The organism is Maricaulis maris, assembly GCF_049116555.1.
In the GTDB taxonomy this organism is placed as follows: domain Bacteria; phylum Pseudomonadota; class Alphaproteobacteria; order Caulobacterales; family Maricaulaceae; genus Maricaulis; species Maricaulis maris_C.
Window position 1 is genome coordinate 341829 of the sequence record NZ_JAGDYT010000004.1, and the last position, 25853, is coordinate 367681.

General features: G+C 63.2%; 24 protein-coding genes. 16 read left to right on the forward strand and 8 right to left on the reverse strand.

From position 1 onward, the window contains the following. The first annotated feature begins 120 nt into the window (after positions 1 to 120). The 5 genes from topA to rpmG all read left to right on the forward strand — a co-directional run bounded on the left by topA (position 121) and on the right by rpmG (position 7168). Entirely contained in the window at positions 121 to 2739 is a 2619-nt protein-coding gene (gene topA, locus JXQ94_RS07470) for a type I DNA topoisomerase (RefSeq protein ID WP_421923143.1), read from the forward strand. 5 nt (positions 2740 to 2744) lie between these two features. Then, positions 2745 to 5012 carry a ribonuclease R gene (gene rnr, locus JXQ94_RS07475; protein ID WP_421923144.1) on the forward strand — a complete coding sequence of 756 codons (2268 nt, stop codon included), beginning with the start codon at positions 2745 to 2747 and terminating at the stop codon, positions 5010 to 5012. Further along, positions 5009 to 5689, forward strand: a complete 681-nt coding sequence (locus tag JXQ94_RS07480; RefSeq protein WP_421923145.1) for an NUDIX hydrolase — start codon at positions 5009 to 5011, stop codon at positions 5687 to 5689. Before rnr ends, JXQ94_RS07480 begins: the two co-directional genes overlap by 4 nt. A gap of 42 nt (positions 5690 to 5731) precedes the next feature. Continuing rightward, on the forward strand, positions 5732 to 6910 hold the full coding sequence (locus JXQ94_RS07485; RefSeq protein ID WP_421923146.1) for an MFS transporter: 1179 nt from the start codon (positions 5732 to 5734) through the stop codon (positions 6908 to 6910). Positions 6911 to 7000: 90 nt separating this feature from the next. Next, the gene (gene rpmG, locus JXQ94_RS07490; protein WP_011643217.1) at positions 7001 to 7168 is read left to right on the forward strand and encodes a 50S ribosomal protein L33; all 168 of its coding nucleotides are present in this window, start codon (positions 7001 to 7003) and stop codon (positions 7166 to 7168) included. Between the two features lie 49 nt (positions 7169 to 7217). On the opposite strand, the gene JXQ94_RS07495 is transcribed toward rpmG, so the two are convergent. Together JXQ94_RS07495 and JXQ94_RS07500 are read right to left on the reverse strand one after the other, a co-directional pair. Further along, on the reverse strand, positions 7218 to 8582 hold the full coding sequence (locus tag JXQ94_RS07495; RefSeq protein WP_421923147.1) for a PleD family two-component system response regulator: 1365 nt from the start codon (positions 8580 to 8582) through the stop codon (positions 7218 to 7220). 12 nt (positions 8583 to 8594) lie between these two features. Further along, on the reverse strand, positions 8595 to 8960 hold the full coding sequence (locus JXQ94_RS07500; protein WP_143743039.1) for a response regulator: 366 nt from the start codon (positions 8958 to 8960) through the stop codon (positions 8595 to 8597). Positions 8961 to 9151: 191 nt separating this feature from the next. Here JXQ94_RS07500 and JXQ94_RS07505 point away from each other — a divergent pair, with 191 nt between their 5' ends. Continuing rightward, the gene (locus tag JXQ94_RS07505; protein WP_421923148.1) at positions 9152 to 10063 is read left to right on the forward strand and encodes an ROK family protein; all 912 of its coding nucleotides are present in this window, start codon (positions 9152 to 9154) and stop codon (positions 10061 to 10063) included. Beyond that, complete coding sequence (locus JXQ94_RS07510) at positions 10060 to 11349, forward strand: DNA polymerase IV (protein ID WP_421923149.1); 1290 nt, start codon at positions 10060 to 10062, stop codon at positions 11347 to 11349. Before JXQ94_RS07505 ends, JXQ94_RS07510 begins: the two co-directional genes overlap by 4 nt. Here the strand turns inward: JXQ94_RS07510 and JXQ94_RS07515 are convergent. Next, positions 11309 to 12187, reverse strand: a complete 879-nt coding sequence (locus JXQ94_RS07515; RefSeq protein ID WP_421923150.1) for a serine aminopeptidase domain-containing protein — start codon at positions 12185 to 12187, stop codon at positions 11309 to 11311. The two genes, JXQ94_RS07510 and JXQ94_RS07515, sit on opposite strands and share 41 nt — an antisense overlap. A 104-nt stretch (positions 12188 to 12291) precedes the next feature. On the opposite strand from JXQ94_RS07515, the gene JXQ94_RS07520 reads away from it, so the two are divergent. Then, positions 12292 to 12753 carry a RidA family protein gene (locus JXQ94_RS07520; RefSeq protein ID WP_421923151.1) on the forward strand — a complete coding sequence of 154 codons (462 nt, stop codon included), beginning with the start codon at positions 12292 to 12294 and terminating at the stop codon, positions 12751 to 12753. A gap of 90 nt (positions 12754 to 12843) precedes the next feature. Continuing rightward, the gene (locus tag JXQ94_RS07525) at positions 12844 to 13587 is read left to right on the forward strand and encodes a DsbA family protein (protein ID WP_421923152.1); all 744 of its coding nucleotides are present in this window, start codon (positions 12844 to 12846) and stop codon (positions 13585 to 13587) included. A gap of 33 nt (positions 13588 to 13620) precedes the next feature. Here the strand turns inward: JXQ94_RS07525 and JXQ94_RS07530 are convergent, their stop codons facing one another. Then, positions 13621 to 14424, reverse strand: coding sequence for a thiazole synthase (locus JXQ94_RS07530; RefSeq protein WP_421923153.1), 804 nt, complete (start codon positions 14422 to 14424; stop codon positions 13621 to 13623). 1 nt (position 14425) lies between these two features. Continuing rightward, positions 14426 to 14626 carry a sulfur carrier protein ThiS gene (thiS, locus tag JXQ94_RS07535; RefSeq protein WP_421923175.1) on the reverse strand — a complete coding sequence of 67 codons (201 nt, stop codon included), beginning with the start codon at positions 14624 to 14626 and terminating at the stop codon, positions 14426 to 14428. A gap of 76 nt (positions 14627 to 14702) precedes the next feature. Here thiS and aroQ point away from each other — a divergent pair, with 76 nt between their 5' ends. The 4 genes from aroQ to aat are packed head-to-tail and all read left to right on the forward strand — an operon-like array spanning position 14703 to position 17702. Beyond that, complete coding sequence (gene aroQ / locus JXQ94_RS07540; RefSeq protein ID WP_421923154.1) at positions 14703 to 15143, forward strand: type II 3-dehydroquinate dehydratase; 441 nt, start codon at positions 14703 to 14705, stop codon at positions 15141 to 15143. 21 nt (positions 15144 to 15164) lie between these two features. Further along, the gene (accB, locus tag JXQ94_RS07545) at positions 15165 to 15650 is read left to right on the forward strand and encodes an acetyl-CoA carboxylase biotin carboxyl carrier protein (RefSeq protein ID WP_295691366.1); all 486 of its coding nucleotides are present in this window, start codon (positions 15165 to 15167) and stop codon (positions 15648 to 15650) included. 25 nt (positions 15651 to 15675) lie between these two features. Then, complete coding sequence (gene accC, locus JXQ94_RS07550; RefSeq protein ID WP_295691367.1) at positions 15676 to 17022, forward strand: acetyl-CoA carboxylase biotin carboxylase subunit; 1347 nt, start codon at positions 15676 to 15678, stop codon at positions 17020 to 17022. A 29-nt stretch (positions 17023 to 17051) separates the two neighbouring features. Then, complete coding sequence (gene aat, locus JXQ94_RS07555) at positions 17052 to 17702, forward strand: leucyl/phenylalanyl-tRNA--protein transferase (protein ID WP_421923155.1); 651 nt, start codon at positions 17052 to 17054, stop codon at positions 17700 to 17702. Here aat and JXQ94_RS07560 read toward each other — a convergent pair. Then, positions 17669 to 18142 (reverse strand): DUF2155 domain-containing protein, encoded by a 474-nt coding sequence (locus JXQ94_RS07560; RefSeq protein WP_421923156.1) that lies wholly within the window; start codon positions 18140 to 18142, stop codon positions 17669 to 17671. The two genes, aat and JXQ94_RS07560, sit on opposite strands and share 34 nt — an antisense overlap. 42 nt (positions 18143 to 18184) lie before the next feature. Continuing rightward, positions 18185 to 18601 (reverse strand): NADH:ubiquinone oxidoreductase subunit NDUFA12, encoded by a 417-nt coding sequence (locus JXQ94_RS07565; protein ID WP_421923157.1) that lies wholly within the window; start codon positions 18599 to 18601, stop codon positions 18185 to 18187. 155 nt (positions 18602 to 18756) lie between these two features. Here JXQ94_RS07565 and JXQ94_RS07570 point away from each other — a divergent pair, with 155 nt between their 5' ends. The 3 genes from JXQ94_RS07570 to JXQ94_RS07580 all read left to right on the forward strand — a co-directional run bounded on the left by JXQ94_RS07570 (position 18757) and on the right by JXQ94_RS07580 (position 23738). Beyond that, positions 18757 to 21696, forward strand: coding sequence for a hypothetical protein (locus JXQ94_RS07570; protein ID WP_421923158.1), 2940 nt, complete (start codon positions 18757 to 18759; stop codon positions 21694 to 21696). A gap of 74 nt (positions 21697 to 21770) precedes the next feature. Beyond that, positions 21771 to 22259 carry a pentapeptide repeat-containing protein gene (locus JXQ94_RS07575; protein ID WP_421923159.1) on the forward strand — a complete coding sequence of 163 codons (489 nt, stop codon included), beginning with the start codon at positions 21771 to 21773 and terminating at the stop codon, positions 22257 to 22259. 108 nt (positions 22260 to 22367) lie between these two features. Beyond that, positions 22368 to 23738: a pentapeptide repeat-containing protein gene (locus JXQ94_RS07580; RefSeq protein WP_421923160.1), complete on the forward strand. Its 1371-nt coding sequence runs from the start codon at positions 22368 to 22370 to the stop codon at positions 23736 to 23738. Between the two features lie 86 nt (positions 23739 to 23824). Here JXQ94_RS07580 and aspS read toward each other — a convergent pair whose 3' ends face one another. After that, on the reverse strand, positions 23825 to 25642 hold the full coding sequence (aspS, locus tag JXQ94_RS07585; RefSeq protein WP_421923161.1) for an aspartate--tRNA ligase: 1818 nt from the start codon (positions 25640 to 25642) through the stop codon (positions 23825 to 23827). Between the last annotated feature and the right edge of the window lie 211 nt (positions 25643 to 25853).

Below are 25853 nucleotides of genomic sequence, written 5' to 3' on the forward strand. Positions count from 1 at the left end.
GCCGTGTGCGCGTCGGACTGGAATCCTCCGGTCGGTTGACACAACCTTTCGCCTCGAACACTTTCGCGCGCCTTGGCCGCTGACCGGCGGTCCCTGCCACATGTCTGGAACCAAGCACTGATGAATGTTGTCGTCGTAGAATCCCCGGCCAAAGCCAAAACCATCAACAAATACCTCGGTTCGGACTATACGGTTCTGGCGAGTTTCGGACATGTCCGCGACCTGCCGGCCAAGGACGGTTCGGTGAAGCCGGACGAAGACTTCGAGATGGCCTGGGAGATCGACACGGCCTCGGCCAAGCGCGTCAAGGCGATCGCCGACGCGGTTCGCGAGTCCGACCGCCTCATCCTTGCCACTGACCCGGATCGCGAAGGTGAAGCGATTTCCTGGCACCTGCTGGAAGCGCTGCAAAAGCGCCGCGTGCTGAAAGATGTGACCATCCAGCGCGTTGCCTTCAACGCCATTACCAAGCCGGCCATCCTGGAAGCGATGGCGCACCCCCGTGCGGTCGACATGGAATTGGTGAACGCCTACTTGGCGCGCCGCGCGCTCGATTATCTGGTCGGCTTCACCCTGTCGCCGGTCCTGTGGCGCAAACTGCCCGGTTCGCGGTCTGCCGGCCGTGTCCAGTCGGTAGCCCTGCGACTGATCTGCGATCGCGAACTGGCCATCGAGAAATTCCGCGCCGAGGAATATTGGTCGGTCGATGCCGAGATCACCGCCAATTCCGATCCCTTCCGCGCCAAACTCGTCACGCTGGACGGCAAGAAGCTGCAGAAGCTGTCGATCAAGGACCGTGCCAGCGCCAATGCCGCCGTCGAGGCCATCAATTCGGCCGACCTGTCGATCACCGGCGTCGAGGCCAAGCCGGCCAAGCGCAATCCTCCGCCGCCCTTCACCACTTCGACCCTGCAACAGGAAGCAGCGCGCAAGCTGGGCTTCTCCGCCACGCGCACCATGCAGACCGCGCAGAAGCTTTATGAAGGTGTGACGCTGGGCGGTGAGACCACCGGTCTCATCACCTATATGCGGACCGACGGCGTCTCCATGGCGCCGGAGGCCATAAGCCAGGCCCGCGATGTGATCGGCAAGGAGCATGGCTCGCTTTATGTGCCCGGCGCGCCGCGCATGTATTCGACCAAGGCGAAGAATGCCCAGGAAGCGCACGAGGCGATCCGCCCGACCAGCTTCTCGCGCCTGCCCGAAAAGCTGTCGCTGGATCCGGACATGGCCCGCCTCTACCAGCTCATCTGGCGCCGCGCCGTGGCCAGCCAGATGGAAAGCGCCCGCTTCGAGCGCACAACCGTTGATATCGCCACGCCCGACAGCAAGACAGCCCTGCGCGCGGTCGGCACGGTCCAGCTCTTCGACGGCTTCCTCGCTCTCTACCAGGAAGGCCGCGATGATGAAGAGGATGAGGGCGAGAACCGTCTGCCCAAGCTGAGTCAGGGTGCAAGCGCCCAGGTCGGCAAGACCTGGGCTGACCAGCATTTCACCCAACCGCCACCGCGCTTCACCGAAGCCTCACTGGTCAAGCGGATGGAAGAGCTCGGCATTGGCCGCCCCTCAACCTACGCCTCGACGCTGCAAGTCCTGCGCGATCGCGATTACGTGCAGATGGAGAAGAACCGTTTCCATCCGCTCGACAAGGGGCGTGTGGTCATCGCCTTCCTGGAGAATTTTTTCGCCCGCTATGTGGAATATGATTTCACCGCAGCGCTGGAGACCCAGCTCGACAAGGTTTCGGCCGGCGAACTCGACTGGAAACAATTGCTGCGTGATTTCTGGACCGATTTCCGCGCCGCCGTGGACGAGATCGGTGAGCTGCGAATCACCCACGTGCTCGACGCGCTCAACGAGGCCCTGGCCCCGCACATCTTCCCGGAAAAGGAAGACGGATCGGATCCGCGTCTCTGCCCGTCCTGTGGCGAAGGCACGCTCAGCCTGCGCCTGGGCAAGTTCGGCGCATTCCTCGGCTGCTCAAACCATCCGGATTGTTCCTTCACCCGACAGATGAGCCCTCCCGGCGATGATGATGTCCAGGGAGATCGGGTGATCTGCGTTCATCCGGAAACCGGCAAGGATGTCGAGCTCAAGAATGGCCGTTTCGGCTGGTATCTGCAGATGCAGCTCGACGGCGAGGACAAGCCCAAACGCTCTTCCATTCCCAAGGGCTGGGAGGCCGCCACCCTGACCGAAGAACAGGCGATCAAGCTCATTGATCTGCCGCGCACGGTTGGCGAGCACCCCGATGACGGTCAGCCGATCACGGCCAATATCGGTCGCTACGGCCCTTATGTTCATCACGACAAGACTTACGCCAATATCGGCTCGGTCGAGGATGTCTTCGAGATCGGCGTCAACCGCGCCATTTCGGTGATCGCCGACAAGCGTGCCAATGGCGGTCGCCGCGGCGCAACGGCGTCGGCCCTCAAGGATCTGGGCGAACATGACGGCAAGCCGGTCAAGATCATGTCGGGTCGCTATGGTCCCTATGTGAAGTACGAGAAGATCAACGCTACCCTGCCCAAGGATACCGATCCGGAAAGCGTGACCCTGGAACAAGCCATGGAATGGGTCGAGGCCAAGGCCGCAAAGGGCGGCAAGAAGAAAGCCCCGGCCAAGAAAAAGGCGCCTGCCAAGAAGAAAACCGCGGCGAAGAAGACCACCACCAAGAAAGCCCCGGCGAAAAAGCCGGCGGCCAAAAAGACGGCCGCCAGTAAAGCCAAGGCGGAGTAGCGCGCATGGCCGGCAAGACAGAGTTTGATGCCGGCCTCACCCGCGAGGCGGTCATCGAAGCCGTCAAGCTGGGCGGCGGCGAATTCACCAAGCGTGAACTGGCACGGGCTCTGGCCCTGAAGGGCATGGATGCCAAGCGGGCACTGAAAGATGCCCTCGCCGTCCTCGTCGAAGACGGCACCATCACGCGCTCCAACAGCAAAACCTATCGCCTGCCGGGCGCCCTGCCCGCTGTGAGCGTGGTCGAGATCAGTGGCCGCGACAATGACGGTGAATTGCTCGCCGAACCGGCCCGCCGGGATGGCGGTCCCATACCGACCATCCGCCTCGCTCCGGGCGAAGGCGCGGGCGGCAAGGGCACACCGGCGATCGGGGTTGGCGACAAGGCCCTGGTTCGCCTCGCCCTCCAGGAGGACGGCAGCTACGAAGCCCGCCTGATCAAGAAGCTTGGCCAGAGCGCTCACAAGCTCCTCTGCGTCCTGCGCAAGCCGCAATCGGGCCCATTCCGGCTGCAGCCGGTGGACCGGCGCTCACGCCATGAACTGGTCCCGGCCAAGGGCGAGGCAGAGAAGGCGAAGGACGGCGATCTGGTCCTGTGCCAGATCGCTCGCGAACGCCGTCACGGCCTGAAGACCGCCGAGATCGTCGAAGTGATCGGCGATGTCTCGGCCCCCGGTGCGGGCAGTCTCATCGCGCTCTACTCGCACGGCGTCCCGCAGGGTTTCTCCGAAACCGAATTGCGCGAGGCCGAAACGGCGCCGGTGGCCAAACAGGGCCAGCGCGAGGACTTGCGCGCCCTGCCCCTGATCACGATCGATCCGGATGACGCCAAGGACCATGACGACGCCATTTGGGCCGAGGCGGACAAGGACCCGAAAAATCCGGGAGGCTGGCAGGTCATTGTCGCGATTGCTGATGTCGCCGCCTATGTGAAATCCGATGGCGCCCTGGATCGCGGCGCCTTCAAGCGCGGCAATTCGGTCTATCTGCCCGACCGGGTCGTGCCGATGCTGCCCGAACGCCTCTCCAATGATTTGTGCTCGCTGCGCGAGAAGGAAGACCGGCCCTGCCTTGCCGTCCGCATGGTCTTCGACAAGACCGGCAATAAGCGCTCACACCGCTTCCTGCGGGGCTGGATGCGCTCGGCCGCGAAGCTCTCCTATACCCAGGCCCAGACCGCCATTGATGGCGGTGATGGCGGTCCGGCGAATGTTCTGCTCAACGATGTCCTGAAACCACTCTGGGGCGCCTATTTCGCGTGTCGCGAGGCCCGCAATCGCCGCGAACCGCTCGAAATCGATTCACCGGAACGCCGCGTCCGGGTCGGCCAGGACGGCACGGTCATCGGCGTGGAAACCCGCCAGCGCTTTGATGCCCACAAGCTGGTCGAGGAATTCATGATCCAGGCCAATGTCTGCGCCGCAGAGAGTCTGGAACAGAAGAATGCGCCGCTCATCTATCGCGTCCACGAACCGCCCTCGCGCGAAAAGATCGATGCCCTCGCCGACTTTCTGCCAACCGTCGGCATGAAATGGGCGCGCGGCAATTCGGTGGAAACCGGACGATTCAACCAATTGCTCAAGCAGGCGGTCACCTCTGAGCATTATGCGACAATCAATGAGGTCGTCCTGCGCAGCCAGTCACAAGCGGTCTATGACACAGATAATCGCGGTCATTTCGGGCTCAACCTGCGTCGGTACGGGCATTTCACCTCGCCGATCCGACGTTATGCCGACCTTACCGTTCATCGGGCGCTGATCCGGGCTCTCAATTTGGGGGATGACGGCCAAACCGATGCCGAGCGCAGCCGTCTGACCGTCATCGCCGAGGACATCACCCATTCCGAGCGGCGCGCCATGGCCGCCGAACGGGATGCGGTGGATCGCTTCATTGCCGCCTATCTCGCCGACAAGGTCGGGGCGGAATTCCCCGGCCGGATCACGGGCGTGACCCGCTTTGGCTGTTTTGTCCGTCTCGACGAAACCGGAGCAGACGGGCTGGTGCCGATCTCCCGCCTCGGTGAGGAACGCTTCGAGCATGACGAGAGCGCCCATGCGCTGATCGGATTGCAGACAGGCTCGCGCTACCGGCTCGGCATGGCTGTCAATGTCCGCATTGACGAAGCCCAGCCTGTCACCGGTGGCTTGCTGCTCGATCTGCTGACCGAACCGGAGAAAGGCGAAAAGCCAAAGGGCCGCCATCGTGGTCGCACCGGCGGACCGCCGAATGGCCGCCGTTCGGGGAAACCCTGGAAAAAGGGGCGCCGCCGGTGAGTGACGAGCATCATCGCAAGGATGTCAAACCGATACGGCCTCGCCTCGCCGCCTCGCTGATCCTCACCCGACGCGACGGCGACCGCGTGGATGTCCTGATGGGACGACGTTCGTCCAGACATGTCTTCATGCCCAATAAATACGTCTTTCCCGGTGGCCGTGTGGACCGGGCCGACAGCACCGCCCCGCTGGCGCGTGACCTGGACAGCCGCGTCCTTGATCTGATGGCCCGCACGCTGGACCCGCGCCGCGCGCGTGCCGCCGCAACAGCCGCCATTCGTGAGACCGCCGAGGAAACCGGGCTGCTGATCGCCCGCGAGGCGTCGGTGCGCAGCCGCCACCCCAATTGGTCACCCTTCCGCGACGCTGGCGCGGCGCCCGATCTCGGCTCGCTCAAACTCATCACCCGCGCCATCACCCCGCCCGGCCGCACCCGCCGCTTCGATACCTGGTTCTTCACCACGGATGCCTCGGCCCTGCTCGACGACCGGGCGCCCCAGCCGAGCAGCGAGCTGGAGGATGTCCAATGGGTGCCTCTCGCCGACTCCCGGGATCTCGACCTCCCCATGGTCACCCACTTCGTCCTGGATGAGCTCAAGCGCGTCCTGCCCCCGACCCCTGAGCATCCGCGCTGTATGCGGGCCGTGCGCGGCCGGATGATGGTGGAGCCGCTGTAGGCAAGCGAGACGATTGCGGTTCTCGCCGCTATAGCTCAGCGCATGACCAATCCGCTCACCGATCCCCGTTTCGCCAATAACCGCTCGCTGATTGCGGCGATCTGTTGTGCGGCGGTGTGCGGGATTGTGTTCGGGCTCTCCATGCCGCTGATCTCGCTGCGCCTGGAAGGCATGACCTCGTCCGGTTTGATCGTCGGCCTCAACGGGACCGCTGCGGCCGCATCAACGCTTGTCATGGCCCCGATCGTGCCGCGCTTGCTCTCCCTCATGCCCGGACGGGTGCTGATCGTGATCAGCCTCGTCCTGGCCGGCGCGCTGCACGCACTTTTCCCCGTTTTCGACAATGTGCCCGCCTGGTTTGTTCTTCGCTTTGTCATGGGCGCGTTCATGACCGTGATCTTCGTGGTCTCGGAGACCTGGATCAACCAGATCGCCACCCCGCTACGCCGGGCGACGATCCTGGGCATATACGGGACGGTGCTGTCCGGCGGTTTCGGAATCGGCGCCTTCCTGTTCGGTCAGCTGGGCGCGGTCAGCGATGCCGGCTTTTACGCCGGTGGTCTTATCTTCATGATCGGCGCGCTGCCCATTATCCTGCTGCAAGGCCCAGCCGCGCAGGCGCCGGGCAGGGATGAAGCCTCGCCGCGCGCGATACTGGGCGCCGCCAAGGCCGCTCCGGCGGCGATCGGGGCGGCCCTGGCCTTCGGTGCTCTGGAAACCGTCCTCTTCTCCCTGACACCGGTCTATGGCGATCGGCTCGACCTCGACGCGCACGGCATTTCCATGGTGGCGATGGCGGCGGCGGCTGGCGCGCTCGCTTTCCAGATCCCGCTGGGCTGGATCGCGGACCGGACCGATCGCCGGGAAACGCTCAAATGGATTGCCACCATGGCAGCCCTTACCCCGCTCGCTATCTGGGCCGTCGGCGACTTCCTGCCGGGTATGATGCTGCTCTTCTTCATTCAGGCCGGCGTCGCATCCGGGCTCTACACCGTCGGCCTGGCCTTGCTCGGTGAACGCTTCTCGGGCGGCGGCATCGCGGCGGCCAATGCGGCCTTTATCTTCGCCTATGGCGCCGGCTCGCTTTTCGGGCCACCCGCGTCTGGCATTACGATGGACGGGCTGGGACCGCACGGGCTGATGATCGTGATGGCCGGGATCGCCGCAGTCTATGCAGGACTGGTCTGGAGACGTGCATCGCAAACAGCCGGGAAGAGTTGACAGCGGCGCTGCCGTGCGTATGTTCGCGCGCTCTCGCGTCGGCATGGGGCCGAATGCGCGCACACTCAAAGCACCAGGACATTTAGAGCCATGGCGAAGCCGACAACCATCAAGATCCGCCTGAACTCCACGGCTGGTACGGGTTACTTCTACGTGACGAAGAAGAATGCGCGCACCATGACCGAGAAGCTCGTGCTGAAAAAGTACGACCCGGTCGCACGCAAGCACGTCGATTTCAAGGAAGCGAAAATCAAGTAAGACGGGTTTCCCGTCCGAACGGTTTTTCCCGCTCGACCATCAAGTTTTGTCAGGCCGCGGCGTTGCCCGCGGCCTGAACTTGATTCCGGCCGGCATTCTTCGCCGCATAGAGCGCCTCATCGGCCCGGCGCAGCAGGCTGTCGATCGCTTCCCCGCGCTGGGCCTGCGCAACGCCAATACTGACCGTGACCGGAACTCTCCTGCCGTCACCCAGCTTGAAATCGCTACCCGCCACGCTGGACCGCAAGCGTTCCGCCGCGATCTCTGCCTCGGCCATGCCGGCGCCCGGCATCACCACGACAAATTCCTCACCGCCATAGCGCGCGGCCAGATCAAGCGCGCGCAGCCCGGTCAACAGGCGGCTCGAGAAATCGCGCAGAACCTGGTCACCCGCCTCGTGGCCGTGGGTGTCGTTTATCGTCTTGAAGTGATCGATATCGGCCAGCAGCAAAGAGACCGGAGCGCCCCCATTGCTGGCACTGTCCATCGCCTGGCGAAGGCGTGAGGAGATGTAGCGGCGATTGTGGAGCCCGGTCAGCGCATCGGTGACGGCCAGCTCCATGCCCTCGTCGAGATGCGAGCGGAGGCGGTCGGCATAACGCTTGCGACGCAATTGCGTCCGGGCCCTGGCCGCCAGCTCACCGGCATCGACAGGCCGGTGGACAATATCGTTCACACCCAGGTCGAGCGCGCGAACCGCGTGCTGGACATCGTCGGGCCGCACAATCGCGAGAATCGGCAATTGCCGTGTCGCGGAATCCGAGCGTATCCGGGCACACAGGCGGAGCCCGTCATAGTCATTCGCGGTCAGATCCACGATCAGCAGGTCGGCCTGATCGCGCGCAGCCGCGATCGCGTCGCCGGGCACATGGGTCTCCCGGACCTGGGCCTGGGTCGGCATGGCGGACGCGTATCGCTCGGTCGCCCGCGGATCGGTACTGACGATGACAATACGTGACGTGTTGTCGACATCATCCTGAACATCACCTGACAGGCCCGACATGGCTGAATTCGATTCGCGATAGCGCAATTCATCCAACACCTCCTTGAGACGCAGCAAGCTGCGCACACGCGCAAACATGGTGACATCGTCGATCGGCTTGGTCAGGAAATCGTCAGCACCGGCCTCGAGGCCCCGAATGCGGTCTTCGCGCTGATCGAGCGCGGTGACCATGACGACAGGAATGTGTCGCGTGCTCGGATCATCCTTGAGGCGGGAACAGGTTTCATACCCGTCCATCACCGGCATCATGACATCAAGCAGAATGAGGTCAGGTTGTTCGGCCCTGGCAACCGTGATCGCCTGTTCGCCATTGGTAGCGGTACAGACATCGAAATACTCGGCCTGAAGACGCGCTTCGAGCAGCCGCACATTGGCGGCCTGATCATCCACGACGAGAATACGCGCACTCATCGACGACCACCCCTAGTCGAGAAATTGACGAACCGTCTCAATAAACGTTGCAACCGTGATCGGCTTGGACAAATAGGCTTCGCATCCGCCTTCGCGAATACGCTCTTCATCGCCCTTCATCGCGAAGGCGGTCACCGCAACGACCGGAATGGCTGACAAGCTGTCATCATCCTTGAGCCATTTGGTGACTTCCAGGCCGGAAACCTCGGGAAGCTGAATATCCATGAGGATAAGGTCAGGCGTGTGCTCACGCGCCATTTCAAGCGCCTTGAAGCCATCCTTTGTCTGCAGGGTCTCATAGCCATGAGCCTCCAGCAGATCGTTGAAGAGCTTCATGTTGAGCTCGTTGTCTTCGACAATCAGGACCTTTTTGGGCATGACCTGCAGCATGTCGGTGACGCGCTTCCCGTTGTTTGCACGTATTTTATCGTGCTTGTTGAACCCCACCTGTACTAAACCCGACTTTCCTTAACCAACCATGAGTCAGAGGCGACTTTCCGGGCTTTCCGGAACAAGATAAGAACAAAAAGAGCCGGAAAACTATATCCCAGGCGGCAAGGAAGAACAGAATGAATCGAATCGGTATCGACCTCGGTGGAACCAAGATCGAAGCCCGCCTCTTCGACCGCGAAGGGCGGGAACTCGCCCGCAAGCGTGTGGCGACGCCAAGGACCTATGATTCAACACTCCAGACACTCCACGCGCTTGTAGCAGGACTGGAGGCCGCCCATGGCGCGGCCTGCGTCGGGATTGCCCACCCCGGCTCAACCAGCCCGGCCAGTGGCTTGATGCGCAATGCAAATTCGGTCTGGCTCAACGATCGCCCCTTCGGCGCGGATCTGTCCGCGACCCTCGACCGGGAGATCCGCCTCGCCAATGATGCCAATTGCTTTGCCCTCTCTGAAGCCGTGGACGGGGCCGGCCGCGAGGGGGAGGTGGTTTTCGGCGTCATCCTGGGGACGGGCGTCGGTGGCGGTGTGGTCATCAACGGGCAATTGCTGGAGGGCTGCCAGGGCATAGCCGGTGAATGGGGGCATAACCCCCTGCCCTGGCCGCAGGATGATGAGCTCGACCCGCCGACTTGCTGGTGTGGCAAGACGGGCTGTCTCGAAACCTGGCTCTCGGGTCCCGGATTTGCCGCCGCTCATGCCCGCCAGCATGGCGGCGCGCTGAGCGCGCGCGAAATTTTTGCCGCCGCTGAACACGGCGATTCCGCGGCCGCTGACAGCATGGCTCGACATACGGACCGGCTGGCCCGCGGCTTGGCGAGTGTCGCCAATATCCTCGACCCGGATATCATTGTCCTTGGCGGCGGGGTGTCCAACGCTCCAGGCCTGCCAGAGCGGGTCGCCGACCGTCTGCCCAACTGGCTCTTCTCCGACATTTGCCGGACCCGCATCGTCCGCCACCAGCATGGCGATGCCTCCGGCGTGCGCGGGGCCGCCTGGCTCTGGAATGATGCGCCCGAGCCCGCGCTGTGAACGAACCGGGCTATTGCCGGGCGTGTCTTGCCGCGCTGCCCGACGCGACCGCAGCCTGCCCGGCCTGTGGCAGTCACAGGCTGCTGCGCCATGCCGAACTGAACACCCTCTCCATCGCCCATATCGATTGCGATGCCTTTTTTGCTGCGGTGGAAAAGCGCGACAATCCGGCGCTGGAAGACAAGCCGGTCATCATCGGCGGCCAGCAGCGCGGTGTGGTATCGACCTGTTGCTATGTCGCGCGCCTGTACGGCGTGCACTCGGCCATGCCCATGTTCCAGGCCCTGAAAGCATGCCCGGACGCGGTCGTGATCCGACCCGAGCACGGCAAATACACCCGCGAGGGGTATCGCATCCGCGACATGATGAAGACCATCACCCCGCTGGTGGAGCCGCTCTCTATCGACGAGGCCTTTCTTGATCTCACCGGTACAACACGGCTGCACGGTGCGCCGCCCGCACTCACCCTGCTACGCCTGCAAAGACGGATCGAGGAGGAGGTCGGCATCACGGTCTCCGTCGGCCTCTCCTTCAACAAATTCCTCGCCAAGACGGCGTCAGATCTCGACAAGCCGAACGGGTTTGCGGTGATCGGCGAGGCCGAGGCGCTGGACTTTCTGGCGCCGCGCCCCGTGCGCTCGATCTATGGCGTCGGTCCTGCCTTCGCCGCCAAGCTCGAGCGCGACGGCATCCGCACCCTGTCCGATATCCGTCGGCAGGGCGACAAGCGCATGGCGGATCGCTATGGCGATATGGGCTACCATCTCTCGCGCCTGTCCCGCGGCGAAGACCGGCGCCAGGTCTCCCCCGAGCGCGAACGCAAAAGCGTCTCGTCCGAAACCACATTCAATGCCGACCATGATGACCGTGACACGCTGGAAAAACATCTCTGGCGACTGAGTGTGAAAGTGGCGGACCAGATGAAGGCCAAAGCTGTTTCCGGTCAGGTCGTCACGCTCAAGCTCAAGACAGCGCAATTCAAGACCCGCACCCGCCGTCGCACGCTGAGCGAACCCAGCCAGCTCGCCGACACCCTGTTCCGGGTCGGTCGGGACCTGCTCGACAAGGAGGTTGACGGAACCCGGTACCGTCTGATCGGGATCGGGTTTTCGGGCCTGCGCGATGCCGTCGGCGATGCTGGCGACCTGCTCGACCCGCAAGCCATCCGCCGGGCCACAGCGGAACGCGCCATGGACAAGGCGCGTGAACGATTCGGCAGCGATGCGGTCGTGAAGGGGCGTGGTCTCAGCGCGAAGCCGACCCCGAAACCTGATCAAACCAGTTGAAGATCATCGGCCAGAAGGCCGCAGCCTCTTTCTTGAAGGCGCCATGATGATCCACCCGCTCGGCGCCGATATCGGCTGGATCGAGGCGCAAGTGCTCGGACGGAGCCTTCGGGTAGAGTTTCAGCAAGTCCTCCGCCGAGCGCCGGGCGCACAGGCGGTCATCGGAGAAGGTCCAGGACCGGATCGGCGCTGTCACCGCATCGAAATTGTGCGGGGTCAGCTGATCGAGATAATGGCCGAAATAATCCGGCTTGGAGGCCCATTGCCGCCACTGCAGGAAAACATCGCGCGGCAGGGCTGTCCCGCCCCAAATACCCCCGGCCGGGATATGATCTGTCAGGGCCAGGCAGGCAGGCCCGTAAAGCAGCCAGAACAACAGCGCGGACGGTCGGTAGGACACATCATGGGCGCCCCAATACCCCGTCCCCACTGTGATGAAGGCGTGGGCGAGCGGCGCCGTGGCATTGTCGGCAAAGCCGACCAGATGCCCGCCGACCGAATGGCCGATCGCAAAAAGCGGTAGATCTGGCGCCAGGTCAGCAGCGCGGTCGAGCGCGGCGGCATAGTCAAGCCGGCCCCAATCGACGATATCGGCCTTGAAGCCACGCATCTGGCTTGGCGCAGACCCACCAATTCCGCGATAATCATAGATCAGACAGGCATAGCCAGCCTCGGCCCCGGCCAGGGCGAGACGCCGGTAAAGCCCTTTTGGAAACCCGGTTCCGGACGAGATCAGCACAGCGCCACGAGGCGTGTCCGGTGTGATGATCCGGCCAGACAGCGAATAGCCGTCACGGGCGTCGAATCGGATTTCGTCTTCCTGGATCATCGTCATCATGGACACAGCATGCCGGATGACGTGCGCGTCAAGTCAAGCACGCAGATTGCATGGGGCCGATACGGCGCTAATCTCCGCCGCGAACACACAGTCCGGAGCCTGCCATGTCTGCCATCGATACCCGTCTCGCCGAACTTGGAATCACCCTGCCGGCCCCGGTCGCACCGGTCGCCAATTACGTGCCCTTCGTGCAGAGCGGCAGCCAGGTCTTCATATCCGGCCAGGTCTCGATCGGCGCAGACGGCCTGGTGAAGGGCACGTTGGGCAGCGATATGGATGTGGCTGCCGGACAAGCCGCCGCCCGGTTGTGCGCGATCAATCTGATTGCCCAGCTGAAAACTGCCTGCGGGGGCGATCTCGCGCGCGTCAAACGAGTGGTGAAGCTGGGCGGCTTCGTCGCGGCCGTGCCGGGCTTCACCGATATACCGCTGGTGATCAATGGCTGCTCCGACCTGATGGTCGAGGTCTTCGGCGATGCCGGACGCCATGCCCGCTCGGCCGTGTCCTGCCCGGTTCTGCCATTGGGCGCAGCGGTCGAGGTCGACGGGGTTTTCGAGGTCGCCTGAGCCGGCACACGCGGATTTTACAGACAGCACCCTCGCCCCGGCGCAGTCGGTCAGCTAGGTAAGGGTTGAAACACGGGAGGGTTCTGCCCCATGCATCGCTTGTTCGCCATTTTCACGGCTTCGGTCGCCCTGCTCGGCTGCCAGCAGCCGGCCGCTTCCGCCCAGCTGACAGATCCGGAGCGCGACGAAGTCCGCGAGGTGGTGCGCGAATACATCCTGGAAAATCCGGAAATCATCGAAGAAGCGCTGATCGAACTGCAACGCCGGGCGCGGGCGCGCGAGATGCAGGCGGTCTATGACGCCGTCGCCGCCAATTATGATGCCATCTACAATGATCCCCGTGATCCGCGTCTGGGCGCCGACGACGCCGAGATCGTGATCGTCGAATTCATGGACTACAAATGCTCCTACTGCCGTGTCGCAGCGTCCTGGGTCGAGGATGTGCGCGAACGCTATGGTGATCGGGTCCAGGTCCTGTTCAAGGAATATCCGATCCTCGGTGAGGACTCGACGGAAGCCGCCCGTGCCGCCCTCGCGGCGCTGCGCCAGGGTGCGGACGTGTACGCGGCCTTCCACATGGCCATGGTCAATTCCTCCGGTCCGCTGCCTGCGGCCCGGATTGACCAGCTGGCAACGGTTTCCGGCGTGAATGTCGCGCAAATGCGCGAAGACATGGCTGACCCGGCCATCATGGCCCACATCAACCAGGTCCGCTCCCTGGGTCGCGCCCTCAATGTGACCGGCACGCCCTTCTTCATCGTCGATGGCGTTGTCGTTCCCGGCGCCAATGAAATGGCCCTGGATCAGGCCCTCGCCGAAGCCCTGCGGGGCTAGGTCAGACGTCCTTCATGGCGCAGGCCCTGCCGATCAGATCAGCCCGGACAACGGCGAAGACGGGTCGGCATAGCGCTTCTTGGGCATGCGTCCGGCCAGATAGCTTTCCCGACCAGCGATGACAGCATGGCGCATCGCGCGAGCCATGCGGATCGGGTCCCTGGCTTCGGCGATGGCGGTGTTCATCAATACGCCGTCACAGCCCAGCTCCATGGCCACGGTGGCGTCAGACGCCGTGCCGACACCGGCATCGACGATGACCGGCACCTTGGTCTGCTCGATGATCAGACGGATATTGACCGGGTTCTGGATGCCCAGCCCCGAACCGATCGGCGCGCCCAGCGGCATGATCGCGCAGCAGCCGATCTCTTCAAGCTTCTTGGCGTAAACCGGGTCGTCCGAGCAGTAGACCATGACGTCGAACCCATCCTTGATCAGCAGCTCGGCGGCGCGCAGCGTCTCGGCCATGTCGGGATAGAGGTGTTTGGGGTCGGACAGGACTTCCAGTTTCACCAGATTCCAGCCACCGGCCTCGCGGGCCAGACGCAAGGTCCGCACGGCATCCTCACCGGTGAAACAGCCGGCGGTGTTGGGCAGAAAGGTGTAATCCTCCGGCGAAATGAAATCGACCAGGCGCGGCTCGTCCGGATTGGACAGGTTCACCCGCCGGATTGCGACGGTGATCATCTCGGCCCCGGAAGCCTCCAGCGCCTGTGCGTTCTGGGCATAGGTCTTGTACTTGCCCGTGCCGATGATCAGGCGCGAGGTGAAGGTGCGGCCCGCCACGACCAGCGGGGTATCCTCGAACGGGGCCTTCACGGCCTGTGCGTCATCCATCTCATCCACCTCCGACAAACGCGACAATTTCGATCCGGTCGCCATCAGCGAGCGCGGTCTGCTCATATTGCGAGCGCGGCACGATGGCCAGATTGCGCTCGACTGCGATCTTGCGGCCGTCCAGGCCAAGGATGGTCACCAGCCCTGTGACACTGGTACCGGGCTCGACCTTGCGGCCTTCACCATTGACTGTCAGCTGCAGCATGGTCTTCGCTGGCCTTTCCGTGAGTCCCTCGTTAGACCCGTGGTAAATCCCGTAGCGGCTGCAAAGCAAGGCCATGACCCAACCGATTCACATTCTCAACGGTCCCAACCTCAATCTTCTGGGTACGCGCGAGCCGGAAATTTACGGCGCGCTGACCCTCGGTGAGATTGAACAGGCTTGCTCTGTTCATGCCCGTGACTTGGGTTTCGACATCCTCTTTCGTCAGTCCAATCATGAGGGCGAGCTCATTGACTGGCTGCATGACGCAAACGTCAACGCGAGTGCAGTGGTTTTCAACCCCGCTGCATTTACGCATACATCGGTCGCTTTGCATGACGCGGTTCGCGCTATAGAACCTCCCGTCATCGAAGTTCACTTGAGTCAAACGGCAGCACGCGAAGCATTCCGGCACCATTCCTATATTGCCCTTGCGGCTCGCGGATCGATTACCGGTCTGGGACTGCAGAGCTACCTGCTGGGTATCAATGCGGCTGTCACCTGCCTCGACAACTGACGGAACCAAAGGCCTGACATCATGAGTTCTGATTCTCGAACCCGCTCCCCGATCAGCGCGAAGCTCGTCCGCGAACTGGCCGACATTCTTCGTGAAACCGACCTGTCGGAAATTGAAGTCGAGCGCGGCGACTTGCGCCTGAAAATTGCCCGTCAGCTCACTGCGGCACCGATTGTCCATAGCGTCGCTGCCGCCGCTCCCGCTGCGCCAGCGGCGGCACCGGCTGCCGCACCGGCTCCGGCGGCAATGGCCGCCGCCGCGCCCGTCGATGACAGCAATGCCGTCAAATCGCCGATGGTCGGCACCGCCTATCTCAAGCCGAATCCGGATGCGACCAATTTCGTGAAGGTCGGAGACCAGGTGAAAAAAGGCGACACCATTCTCCTCATCGAGGCGATGAAGACCTTCAACCCGATCACCGCAGAGAAGGCCGGCACCATCACCGACCTCCTCGTCGAGGACGGCCAGCCGGTCGAGTACGGCGAAGCCCTCTTCGTCCTGTCCTGACGCGACCAGCAAGGCGAGCGACGACATGTTCGACAAGATCCTGATCGCCAATCGCGGCGAGATTGCCCTTCGCGTCCACCGGGCCTGCCGGGAAATGGGAATCCGTACGGTGGCCGTGCACTCGGAAGCCGATGCCAATGCCATGCATGTGCGCCTCGCGGACGAGAGCGTCTGCATCGGGCCACCGCCGGCGAACAAATCCTACCTCAACATTCCCGCCATCATCACGGCAGCCGAAGTCACCGGCGCCCAGGCAATTCATCCGGGCTATGGCTTCCTGTCGGAGAATGCGCGCTTCGCGGAGATCGTGGAGGCCCATGGCCTCGCCTTCATCGGCCCGACAGCAGCGCACATCCGCATGATGGGTGACAAGATCACGGCCAAACAGGCTGTCATGGATGCCGGCATTCCGGTCGTTCCGGGCTCGGATGGCGGCGTCGATACCTATGAAGACGCCATCCCGGTCGCCGAAAAGATCGGCTATCCGGTTCTCATCAAGGCGGCGTCAGGCGGCGGCGGTCGCGGCATGAAAGTCGCCGAGACAGCCGACAATCTCAAAGAGGCCATGGAGACGGCCTCTGCCGAAGCGCTTGCGGCCTTTGGCGACGGCACGGTCTATATCGAGAAATATCTCGGTCGCCCGCGCCATATCGAAATCCAGATTCTCGCCGACACCCATGGCAATGTGGTCCATCTGGGCGAGCGCGATTGCTCCTTGCAGCGGCGCCACCAGAAAATCCTCGAGGAAGCGCCCTCGCCGGCGCTCAATGACGAAGACCGCAAGAAGATTGGTGACGTCGTCCGTCGTGCGATCGAGGCGATCGGCTATCGTGGCGTCGGCACGATCGAATTCCTGTGGGAAAACGGCGAATTCTATTTCATCGAGATGAATACGCGCCTGCAGGTCGAGCACCCGGTCACCGAGATGATCACGGGTATCGACCTGGTTCGCGAACAGATTCGCGTTGCCGATGGACAGCCCCTGGACATCAAACAGAGCGATGTCACTTTCGAAGGCTGGGCGATCGAGTGCCGGATCAATGCCGAGAATGCGCGCACCTTCGCGCCCTCACCCGGCACCGTCAGCGATTTCCATGCGCCGGGAGGCCTCGGCGTCCGCCTCGATTCCGCCCTCTATGCCGGCTACGCCATTCCGCCTTATTATGACAGCCTGATCGGCAAGCTGATTGTGCATGGTCGTACGCGCGAAGAAGCGCTCTTGCGGCTGCGGCGTTCGCTGGAGGAAATGGTCGTCGGCGGGATTGAAACCACGATCCCGATCTTCCTCGAATTGCTTGAGGAAGCGGATTTCGTGAGCGGAAACTATCATATCCGCTGGCTGGAAGACTGGTTGGCCAGCCGCGACGCCTGATCCGCCGGCCAACCAGATGAGGAGTTGGCATGCGCGGCTTTGGTGCCGAGGAGTTGCTCAATTGCTATGCCCGCGGCGTCTTCCCGATGGCCGAGGGTCGCGATGATCCGCGCATTTATCTGCTCGACCCCGACGAGCGGGGCATTATCCCGCTCGACGACTTCCACGCCTCGCGCAGCCTGCGCAAAACGGTTCGCCAGAACGCCTTCCAGGTCACTGTGGACCACGACTTCACCGCCGTGGTCGCCGCCTGTGCACAGCCTGCGCCGGGCCGTGAAGAGACCTGGATCAATGATGGCATTATCGGACTCTACACCGACCTGCACTCAGCGGGGTATGCACACTCGATCGAATGCTGGTCCGCCGGCGAGCTCGTCGGCGGCCTCTATGGTGTCTCACTCGGCGCCGCCTTCTTCGGGGAAAGCATGTTTTCGCGCCGGCGCGACGCCTCCAAGGTTGCGCTCGTCCACCTCATCGCCCGGCTCCGCGCCGGCGGTTTTTCGCTGCTGGATACGCAATTCACCACCGAACACCTCGAAAGCTTCGGTGCCATCACGATCGACCGCAGCAGCTATCGCGAGCGTCTGTCCGATGCGTTGATTTTCGAGGCGGACTTCAAGGCCCTGCCGGACGAGATTTCAGGCGATCAGGCCCTGCAATCGATCACCCAGACATCATAGACCGGGTGTTCCAGCGGATTTTGCGCCGGACGCGATGCGAACATCCAGCCCGAGAATATCTGCTCGCCTTCAACATCGACACCGAAACCGTCCGTGCGCCGATCATTGATTTGCAGGAAGGCATAGGTTTCCGGCGTCTCTTCCGGCGGCCGTTTGCGGCAATACTGCGCCGTGATCGACAAGGCGCCGAAATCGACCGTGTCACCGATCGCGACTTCGAAATCTCGAGTCCGCGCGGTCACCTTGTCGAGGCCACGCAGAACGACAGTCGTGCCCGGGTCTGAGGAAAGAGGGCCACGCTCGGGCATATTGTCCGGATCGTCGCGGCGCAGGAGTTCCGACGCATCCGGCGTGTCGGCGGACGAAGAGCCTTCATCCTGGGCCCAGACGGGCGCCACAATCAGGAGCGAGGCAAGCGAAGCGAGTATACTGGTTTTCATGACGCATACCCTGTCGCGGGATTGTGACGCGGTAAAGGCCGATCAGGTCTCGTCCGGAGACCAGGCCTGATAATCGCCGGTGGTTGACTGCCGCGGGTCACTCGTCGCCAGCGAACCGGTCGGACGATAGGCGTGCACGGTACCGGTGAGATTGGGATGGTGATCCTTTTCCCACGACTGGCGCATCAGCGGCGTATCAGTTGGCACGTCGTCGAAGGTGTGGTGAAGCCAGCCATGCCAGTCGGACGGCACGCGCGAGGCGTCAGCATAGCCATTGTAGATGACCCAGCGGCGCTTCTGGCCCTGACCATCGGGGCCGGTGACACCGGATTCCTCGAAATAGCGATTGCCATACTCATCGGAGCCAACCTGTTTGGCGCCACGCATGCGCAGCGTCAGGAAGGTTCCCGGCGTGGCGTCTTTCCACCACACAAAAATCTTTGAGATCAGTCCGAACATTGTCAGCGGCTCCGAGTCGGTCGAGGCAGGCTTGGCTTATATGCCCTCGCACGGCGGGCGGGTCCAGTGTCGAACGCGGCGGGTTTCAGGCGAGAGACCCGGCGCGGTACACTTGGCGGCCGCCCAAGCGATTCGGGCCATGAGAGGAAAGCCGCATGCAGGTCTTCGGTCGCATTGCCGATTTCATCGCCGACACGGCTTCCGGGAGTGCGCCGGCAACGCGCGCCCTGTGTGCCTTCGACGACTCAAACGGGGACGCCACTCAGGCGCGTGAGATCATCACGCCCGCGGATTGGAGCCTGACGGCGTCGCAGGCGCTCGCGGACCTCCTCGACACGCCGCGCCCCTCAGCAACCCAGCCGCGAAAGAGTGCCAAGCGGTTCGGCAGCCTCCAGCCGTCAACGGCCGAGGGCGAGACACGCCAGCTGGAAACCGGACTGCCGGATGTGACAGCCCGTCTGGCCGGTTCGCTGGCCTGGTCTGCTGCCAGACAGGGGGCGTTTTGCGATGATGACCAGGCCGTGAGCTTTGCTGCCGAACTGGCAGCCAGCCTCACCGGACGCCTGGTCGTGCCGGACAGCACTCTGATCCGCGAGGGCGGCGTCGATTGGGCCTATGGCGACCCGACCTCCAGTGAGGTCGCGCCCACGCCCGCGCTTACGATCCGGGTCAATTCACGCCAGGCACCGGGACAATTGCGCCGCGTCGCAGAGACGGCCCTGCGCGCCTCGGTCCTCGACGTTGGCGCCCGGGTCACACGCGATCGGCTTCAGGCGATCGGCGAAGCCGTCCGCCGCTGCTCCGGCGATGTCGAGGAGTGCTTTGACCCGCGGCGCAATGCCGCCCTGGCCCGCGCCATGCGCCGGGCCCTGAAAGACGGCGTGCCGGAGGAAGCCGTCGAGCGCGCGCTGGCCCTCGCGCGGCAGGGAACCGATGATGACGCGCTCTCTGCATTGATCCCGGATGCGGTCGAGACCCGCCCGGCCATGCTCCATGTTCCCCGTGCCTTCAGCCACGCCGTAACGGCCGATGAAGCCTGGACCTTCGAGCAGGATGGCGGCGCGGTCCGGGCCCGTGACTTCCGGACCGGCATTGCCCGCACCGTATGGAGCTTCGGAACGCCGAGCCTTGCCTTTCACGCCAGTCCGGAAGACACCGGACCGACCATCTATCTCAATCTTCCCGCTTTCCTGGACGGCGAGAATGGGTTCCAGGCCGACCTCTTCACCGACTGCATCCGCTATTGGGCCATTGCCCTGACATTGAGCGCGCCGAAAGGCGCCGGGTCGGCAGGGTCAATCGCCCTCACTGGTGTTGGCGCGCTGCTAATGAGCGCCGGATTGCCCTATGGCGACGCAACGGCATGCGACAGCCTCGCAGCCCTGTCCCATCTCGCCACACGGGCTCTGCGGGAGGTCGCGATGGAGACCGGCGCTGCAGCGCCCGGCCTGGCCGACACGCCACCCCTCGATACGCTGCCGGGCGCATTTGCCCTTATCGCGGAACGGCTGACCGCGACGCCTCCTCCCTTCTTGCCGAAAGCCGCCCTCGCCCGCCCGGGACCGACCCTGATCTGCCGCGCACCGGACGATGATGTCGCCGCTCTTCTGGACGCGGACAGTGTCGGCGTCACACCGGTCCATACGGCCATTACGAGCGATGCCGAAATGGCCGGCGGACAGCGCCTGCGCGACTGCGCCCGCTCGGGGCTGCTGGCTTTGGGGTATTCCGTCACGGATATCGAGCGAGCAGAGGATCACGCGGCAGGACATGGCAGTCTGCGAGGCGCACCGGGCATTTCACTGGAAGACCTGATGGAGCGCGGCGTGCCGGTCGATGCGCTCGAGCGTCTCGAGGACTCCATCGCCGAGGGGGCTTCGGTGCGTCATGCGCTCAATCGCTGGACGCTGGGCGATCGCACCTGCCGCGATGCCCTGGGATTGACCAGCGATGTCATTGCCCGCGATGCCAACTCCCTGTGTCATGCGATCGGATATGGCGAAGACGAGATTCGCGCCGCCGACGCCCATGCCCACGGCACAGGCGACCTGGCAGGTGCGCCGACTATCTCAGCGCCTGCGCGGCTCGTCTTCGAGGCCCCGACCGTGCAGGACCAGATGATGATGGCCGCCGCGATCGAAGCCCAGATCGAGGGCCGCTGCCGGACAGCCATCACGCTGGAGGGTGACGCCACTATCGATGATGTCGCTGACCTGATTGATCTCGGCGGCGAACTCGGACTTCGAGACCTTGCCATCCGACGCGCGGCGTCGGGCCTGTTTGATCTCCTGCCCGCCATTGATTTCGACAAGGGCGACTACGCTGCCGACGCACCACCGGCCGAACGGATTGTCGAACGCACGGTCGAGCGTGTGATCGAGAAACCGGCGGCGCGTCGCAAACTCCCCGACCGGCGCAAGGGCTATATCCAGAAGGCGACGGTTGGCGGTCACAAAGTCTACCTCCACACCGGGGAATTCGACGATGGCGAGCTCGGCGAGATCTTCATCGACATGCACAAGGAAGGCGCCGCCTTTCGGTCCCTGATGAATAATTTCGCGATCGCGATCTCGATCGGCCTGCAATATGGCGTGCCACTCGAGGAATTCGTCGACGCCTTCGTCTACACCCGGTTTGAGCCGGCCGGCGCAGTCGAGGGCAATGACTCGATCCAGCACGCCACATCGATCCTCGACTATCTGTTCCGGGAATTGGGCGTGTCCTATCTCGGTCGCGATGACCTGGCCGAGATCTCGCCCGACAAGGTCGATGCCGGCGATCTGGGACATGGCGTCGAGCAGGAAAAACTGGGGCAGGAAGACGCTGCCAAATTCATTTCGCGTGGCTTCTCCCGTGGCCAGGTGCCCGACAATATCCTGATGTTCGCCAACGCTCCGAAAAAGGTCGCCACCGCGGACGGTACGGGCGACCAATCCGGCCATTACGAGATCGAGGACCAGCGTCAGAGCCGTCCGGTCTCACGCGACATCTCGGTGTATAATGGGGCCCCCTGCCCGGAATGCGGCCATTTCACAGTGGTCGAGGACGAGGATACGCGCCAGAAGTGCGATGCCTGCGGCTGGTCCGGCGGCTGACCGGCCTGATGCGCGCGACCAAGACGGCACGAGGCTTGCGTCGCAAGGCTCCGAGACTGTACGGGAGCGCCAAAATGACACGCATCATTGCCCTTCTGGCGATGCTGGCCCTGATGCCGGGGGCCGCCGTCGCGCAGGATGCCGGACAGATTGCCCGTGTTCAGGCCGGACAGTCCTGCCCGGGATGCAATCTGTTCCAGGCCGAGCTGGCTTATCTTGATCTGCCCGGCATCGACGTGTCCGGGGCCCGTCTCCGCCAAGCCAATCTGGCTCTCGTCACGATGAATCACGCCCGGTTCGACGGCACCAATCTGTCGATCGCCAATCTCTTCGGCGGCCGTTTTACAGGCGCCAGCTTCCGCAATGCGGACCTGACCCGCGCCAATCTGGTCGGCGCCTATTTCGGCAGCGCCGACTTCTCCGGCGCGACCCTGGACGGCGCGACCCTGTCCGGTGCGGAAATGGGCAGTGCACGAGGCCTGACACAGGCTCAGCTTTCAAGCGCCTGCGGCGATGCCTCGACCCGATTGCCGGTCGGCCTCACCGTCCCGACTTGCGGCTGAATCCCTCATCTGGCCGCTGGCCATCCCGCGCGGTCACTCATAGGATATACTTACGGATTACCGTGAATTAAGTCGATTTGCCGGGGTGTCTGGCCTATCGGTGAGGCTATGCGGAACAGATTGAAGACATTCGCCTCTGCCACCGCGCTCCTCGTTGCCGCGGTTTCGCCCGCCTTCGCGGGGGGCGATGATCACCCGCGCCGGGGCCTAGCCATCGGCGGCGAGTGCAGTGAGTGCGACTTTTCCAACAAGAACATGGCCAACGCCGTTTTCATCGGCGCGAATTTCGAAGGCACATCCTTCGTCGAATCCGAACTGCCTTCCGTTACGATGATCGAGAGTCGGTTCAATGACACCGACTTCAGCGACACGATCATGGTCAATGCACGCCTGACCGGAGTGACCTTTTCGCGCGCCGATATGAGCGAAGCGACTCTGACCAATTCGGTCATCGAGCGCGTGAATTTCTCCTCAGCCGATCTCGGCGGAACAGATTTCACCGGCTCCCAAATGGTGTTTGTGACCTTCATCGGCTCATCGCTGAACGACACCCTGTTTGCCGATAGCCGCCTGCGTCAGGTGAATTTCCTGCGCGCCGACCTGCGCGACACGAATTTCCGTGGCGCGGAATTGCGGCGTGCCAATTTTACCGAGGTCAGCGGCGGGGACGTGAACTTCCAGGATGCTGACCTCACCGGCGCCAATTTCGAGCATGCCGAACTGCATGAAGTCGACTTTACCGGCGCCATCCTGGCCGGTGCGAACTTCTCTGGCGCGGAAATCAGTGGTGTTGCCGGTCTGAGCAAGGAAAGCCTCGCCGGCGCCTGCGGCGACGAAGCCACAATTCTGGGTGAGACTGTCTCCCTGCCGGCCTGTGACAGCCTGCCCCATCAGAGCCTGGAAAGCGCGCGCTTTGATTACGCCCTGCGCTTTTCGGCGCCGGAGCGCTCCGGTCGCATCGTCGAATTGCACGCGCTCGAGAATGCGCGGATCGAAATCCTGTCGGAAATCGGCGCGGCCTTGCAGGTTCACGCCACCGAGCTCGACCAGGACGCCATCCGCGAAGCCACCAATGAGGCGATGCGCGAGATCGCCCGGGCTGAACGCGAATTACGTCGCATCGAACGTGAACGGGCGAGCCAGCGTCAGGCGATCAGCGAAGAGCGCCGCCGGATTCTGGAAGATGCCCGTCTGGAGGCCCTGGATGCCAACCGCGTCGCCCGCGACGCACTGCGCGACCAGACCCGCACCCTTGTGCGGACGTCGAGCCGCGCGACGGCTCGCATCGAGACCGAGGATGGTGTGGTCATTCTCGAACTGCCGAATACGGATTCCAATGGCGTCTGGGTGTTTGACGAGCAGGATAATAGCGTGCGCCGCATCGGACCCATGCCGCGCGAGGACGTCCCGCCTGCCCCGCCAACGCCCCCCGCCCTCCCGGATGGCGTCACCGAACCGGACGGGCACGACCCGCACTGACCCCGTCTCACGCGCATCAATCCACGCCATAAAAAAAGGCCGGTCCAGAGGGACCGGCCTTTTTGCGTTTTGCCATGTCGGGCGGATCAGCCCTTCTTCGCGTCCGGCACCACAGTGCGGATGTGCAGCTCGCGCAATTGCTTCATTTCGACCTCGGCCGGCGCATTCATCATCAGATCGCGGGCCTGCTGGTCTTTCGGGAACATCACGACTTCGCGCAGATTTTCGACTCCGGCGAGCAGCATGACGATGCGGTCCACGCCCGGCGCGATACCGGCGTGCGGCGGAGCGCCATAGCGGAAGGCATTGAGCATGCCGCCGAATTCTTCCTCAACCGTCTCCGCATCATACCCGGCAAAGGCAAAGGCCTTGAGCATCACATCCGGACGGTGGTTCCGCACCGCACCGGAAGACAGCTCCACGCCATTGCAGACAATGTCATACTGATAGGCCTTCAGGCCCAGCAGCGCGTCGGCGTCCGTATCAGCATCCAGCTGGAGGAAATCATCCGGGTCGATTTGCGGCATCGAGAAAGGATTGTGCGAGAAGTCGACCTTCTTGTTGTCCTCATCCCACTCATACATCGGGAAATCGACGATCCAGCAGAACCGGAACGTGTCCTTCTCGCAGAGGTCGAGATCGGTCCCGATGACATCACGGGCCCGACCGGCAAAGCTGGCAAACTCCTTGGGATCGCCGGCCGCGAAGAAGACGGCATCACCGATCTCGAGGCCCAGCGACTGGCGCAGGGCTTCGGTCCGCTCCTCGCCAATATTCTTGGCGATCGGCCCGGCGGCTTCCATCGCGCCCTCTTTGTCGCGCCAGAAGATATAACCCATGCCGGGCTGGCCTTCCTTTTGCGCCCAGGAATTCATCCGGTCGCAGAATTTGCGGCTGCCGCCCGTCTTCGCCGGAATCGCCCAGACCTGAACCTTGGGGTTCTTCTCCAGCATGCCGGCAAAGACCTTGAAGCCGGAACCACGGAAGGTGTCCGATGCATCCGACATCTTGATCGGGTTGCGCAGGTCCGGCTTGTCCGATCCGTACCAGCGCATGGCGTCGTGATAAGCGATCTGCTCGAAGGGCTCGTTCGGGACGTGGCGACCATCGGCGAACTCGTCAAACAGGCCTTTCATCACCGGCTCGATGACGTCGAAAACGTCCTGCTGCGTGGCGAAGCTCATTTCCATGTCGAGCTGGTAGAACTCGCCCGGTGCGCGGTCTGCGCGGGCGTCTTCGTCGCGGAAACACGGTGCGATCTGGAAATAGCGGTCAAAACCGGAGACCATGATCAGCTGCTTGAACTGCTGCGGCGCCTGGGGCAGAGCATAGAACTTGCCAGGGTGGACACGGCTCGGGACCAGGAAGTCACGCGCGCCTTCCGGTGAGGACGCGGTCAGGATCGGCGTCTGATACTCAACGAAATTATCGTCGACCATGCGGCGCCGAATGCTGTCGATGATTTTCGACCGCAGGACGATGCGCTTGTGCAGGCTTTCCCGGCGCAGATCGATATAACGGTGTTTGAGACGAACTTCCTCGGACCAGTCAGGCTCACCGAAGACCGGCAACGGCAATTCTTCCGCTTCCGATTGAATCGACAGCTCAGCAAGGCGAAGCTCGACTTCACCGGTCGGCAGATTGCCATTCACCGTCTCGTCCGAGCGAGCAATGACCGCACCGGTCACCGTGATCACGCTCTCGACGCGCAGACGCTCAAGAGTCGCAAAATGTGGATTTTCCGGCTCGAGCACGACCTGGGTCAGACCATAATGGTCCCGCAGGTCGATGAAGAGCAGACCGCCATGATCGCGCTTGCGGTGAATCCAGCCGGAAATCCGGGCCGTCTGGCCGACATGGTCCTTGCGCAGTTCGGCGCAGGTATGGGAGCGGTATGCATGCATGGAAAAGCGTCCGGTAAAACGGGGTTAGACAGGTTGCCGCGATGTGCCGGTTTGCGGGGTGAAATGTCAAGCTGGCCGGGTTCTGAGGCGCAGTTGCCTGGCCAGAAAGTGTGATCCCGCCGCCTCTGCCCGACCCGGCCGCCCCGGCCCCTGCCCTGTCCCCGCCCCTGGCCCTGGCCCCGCCCCTGGCCTTGGCCCTGGCCCTGGCCCT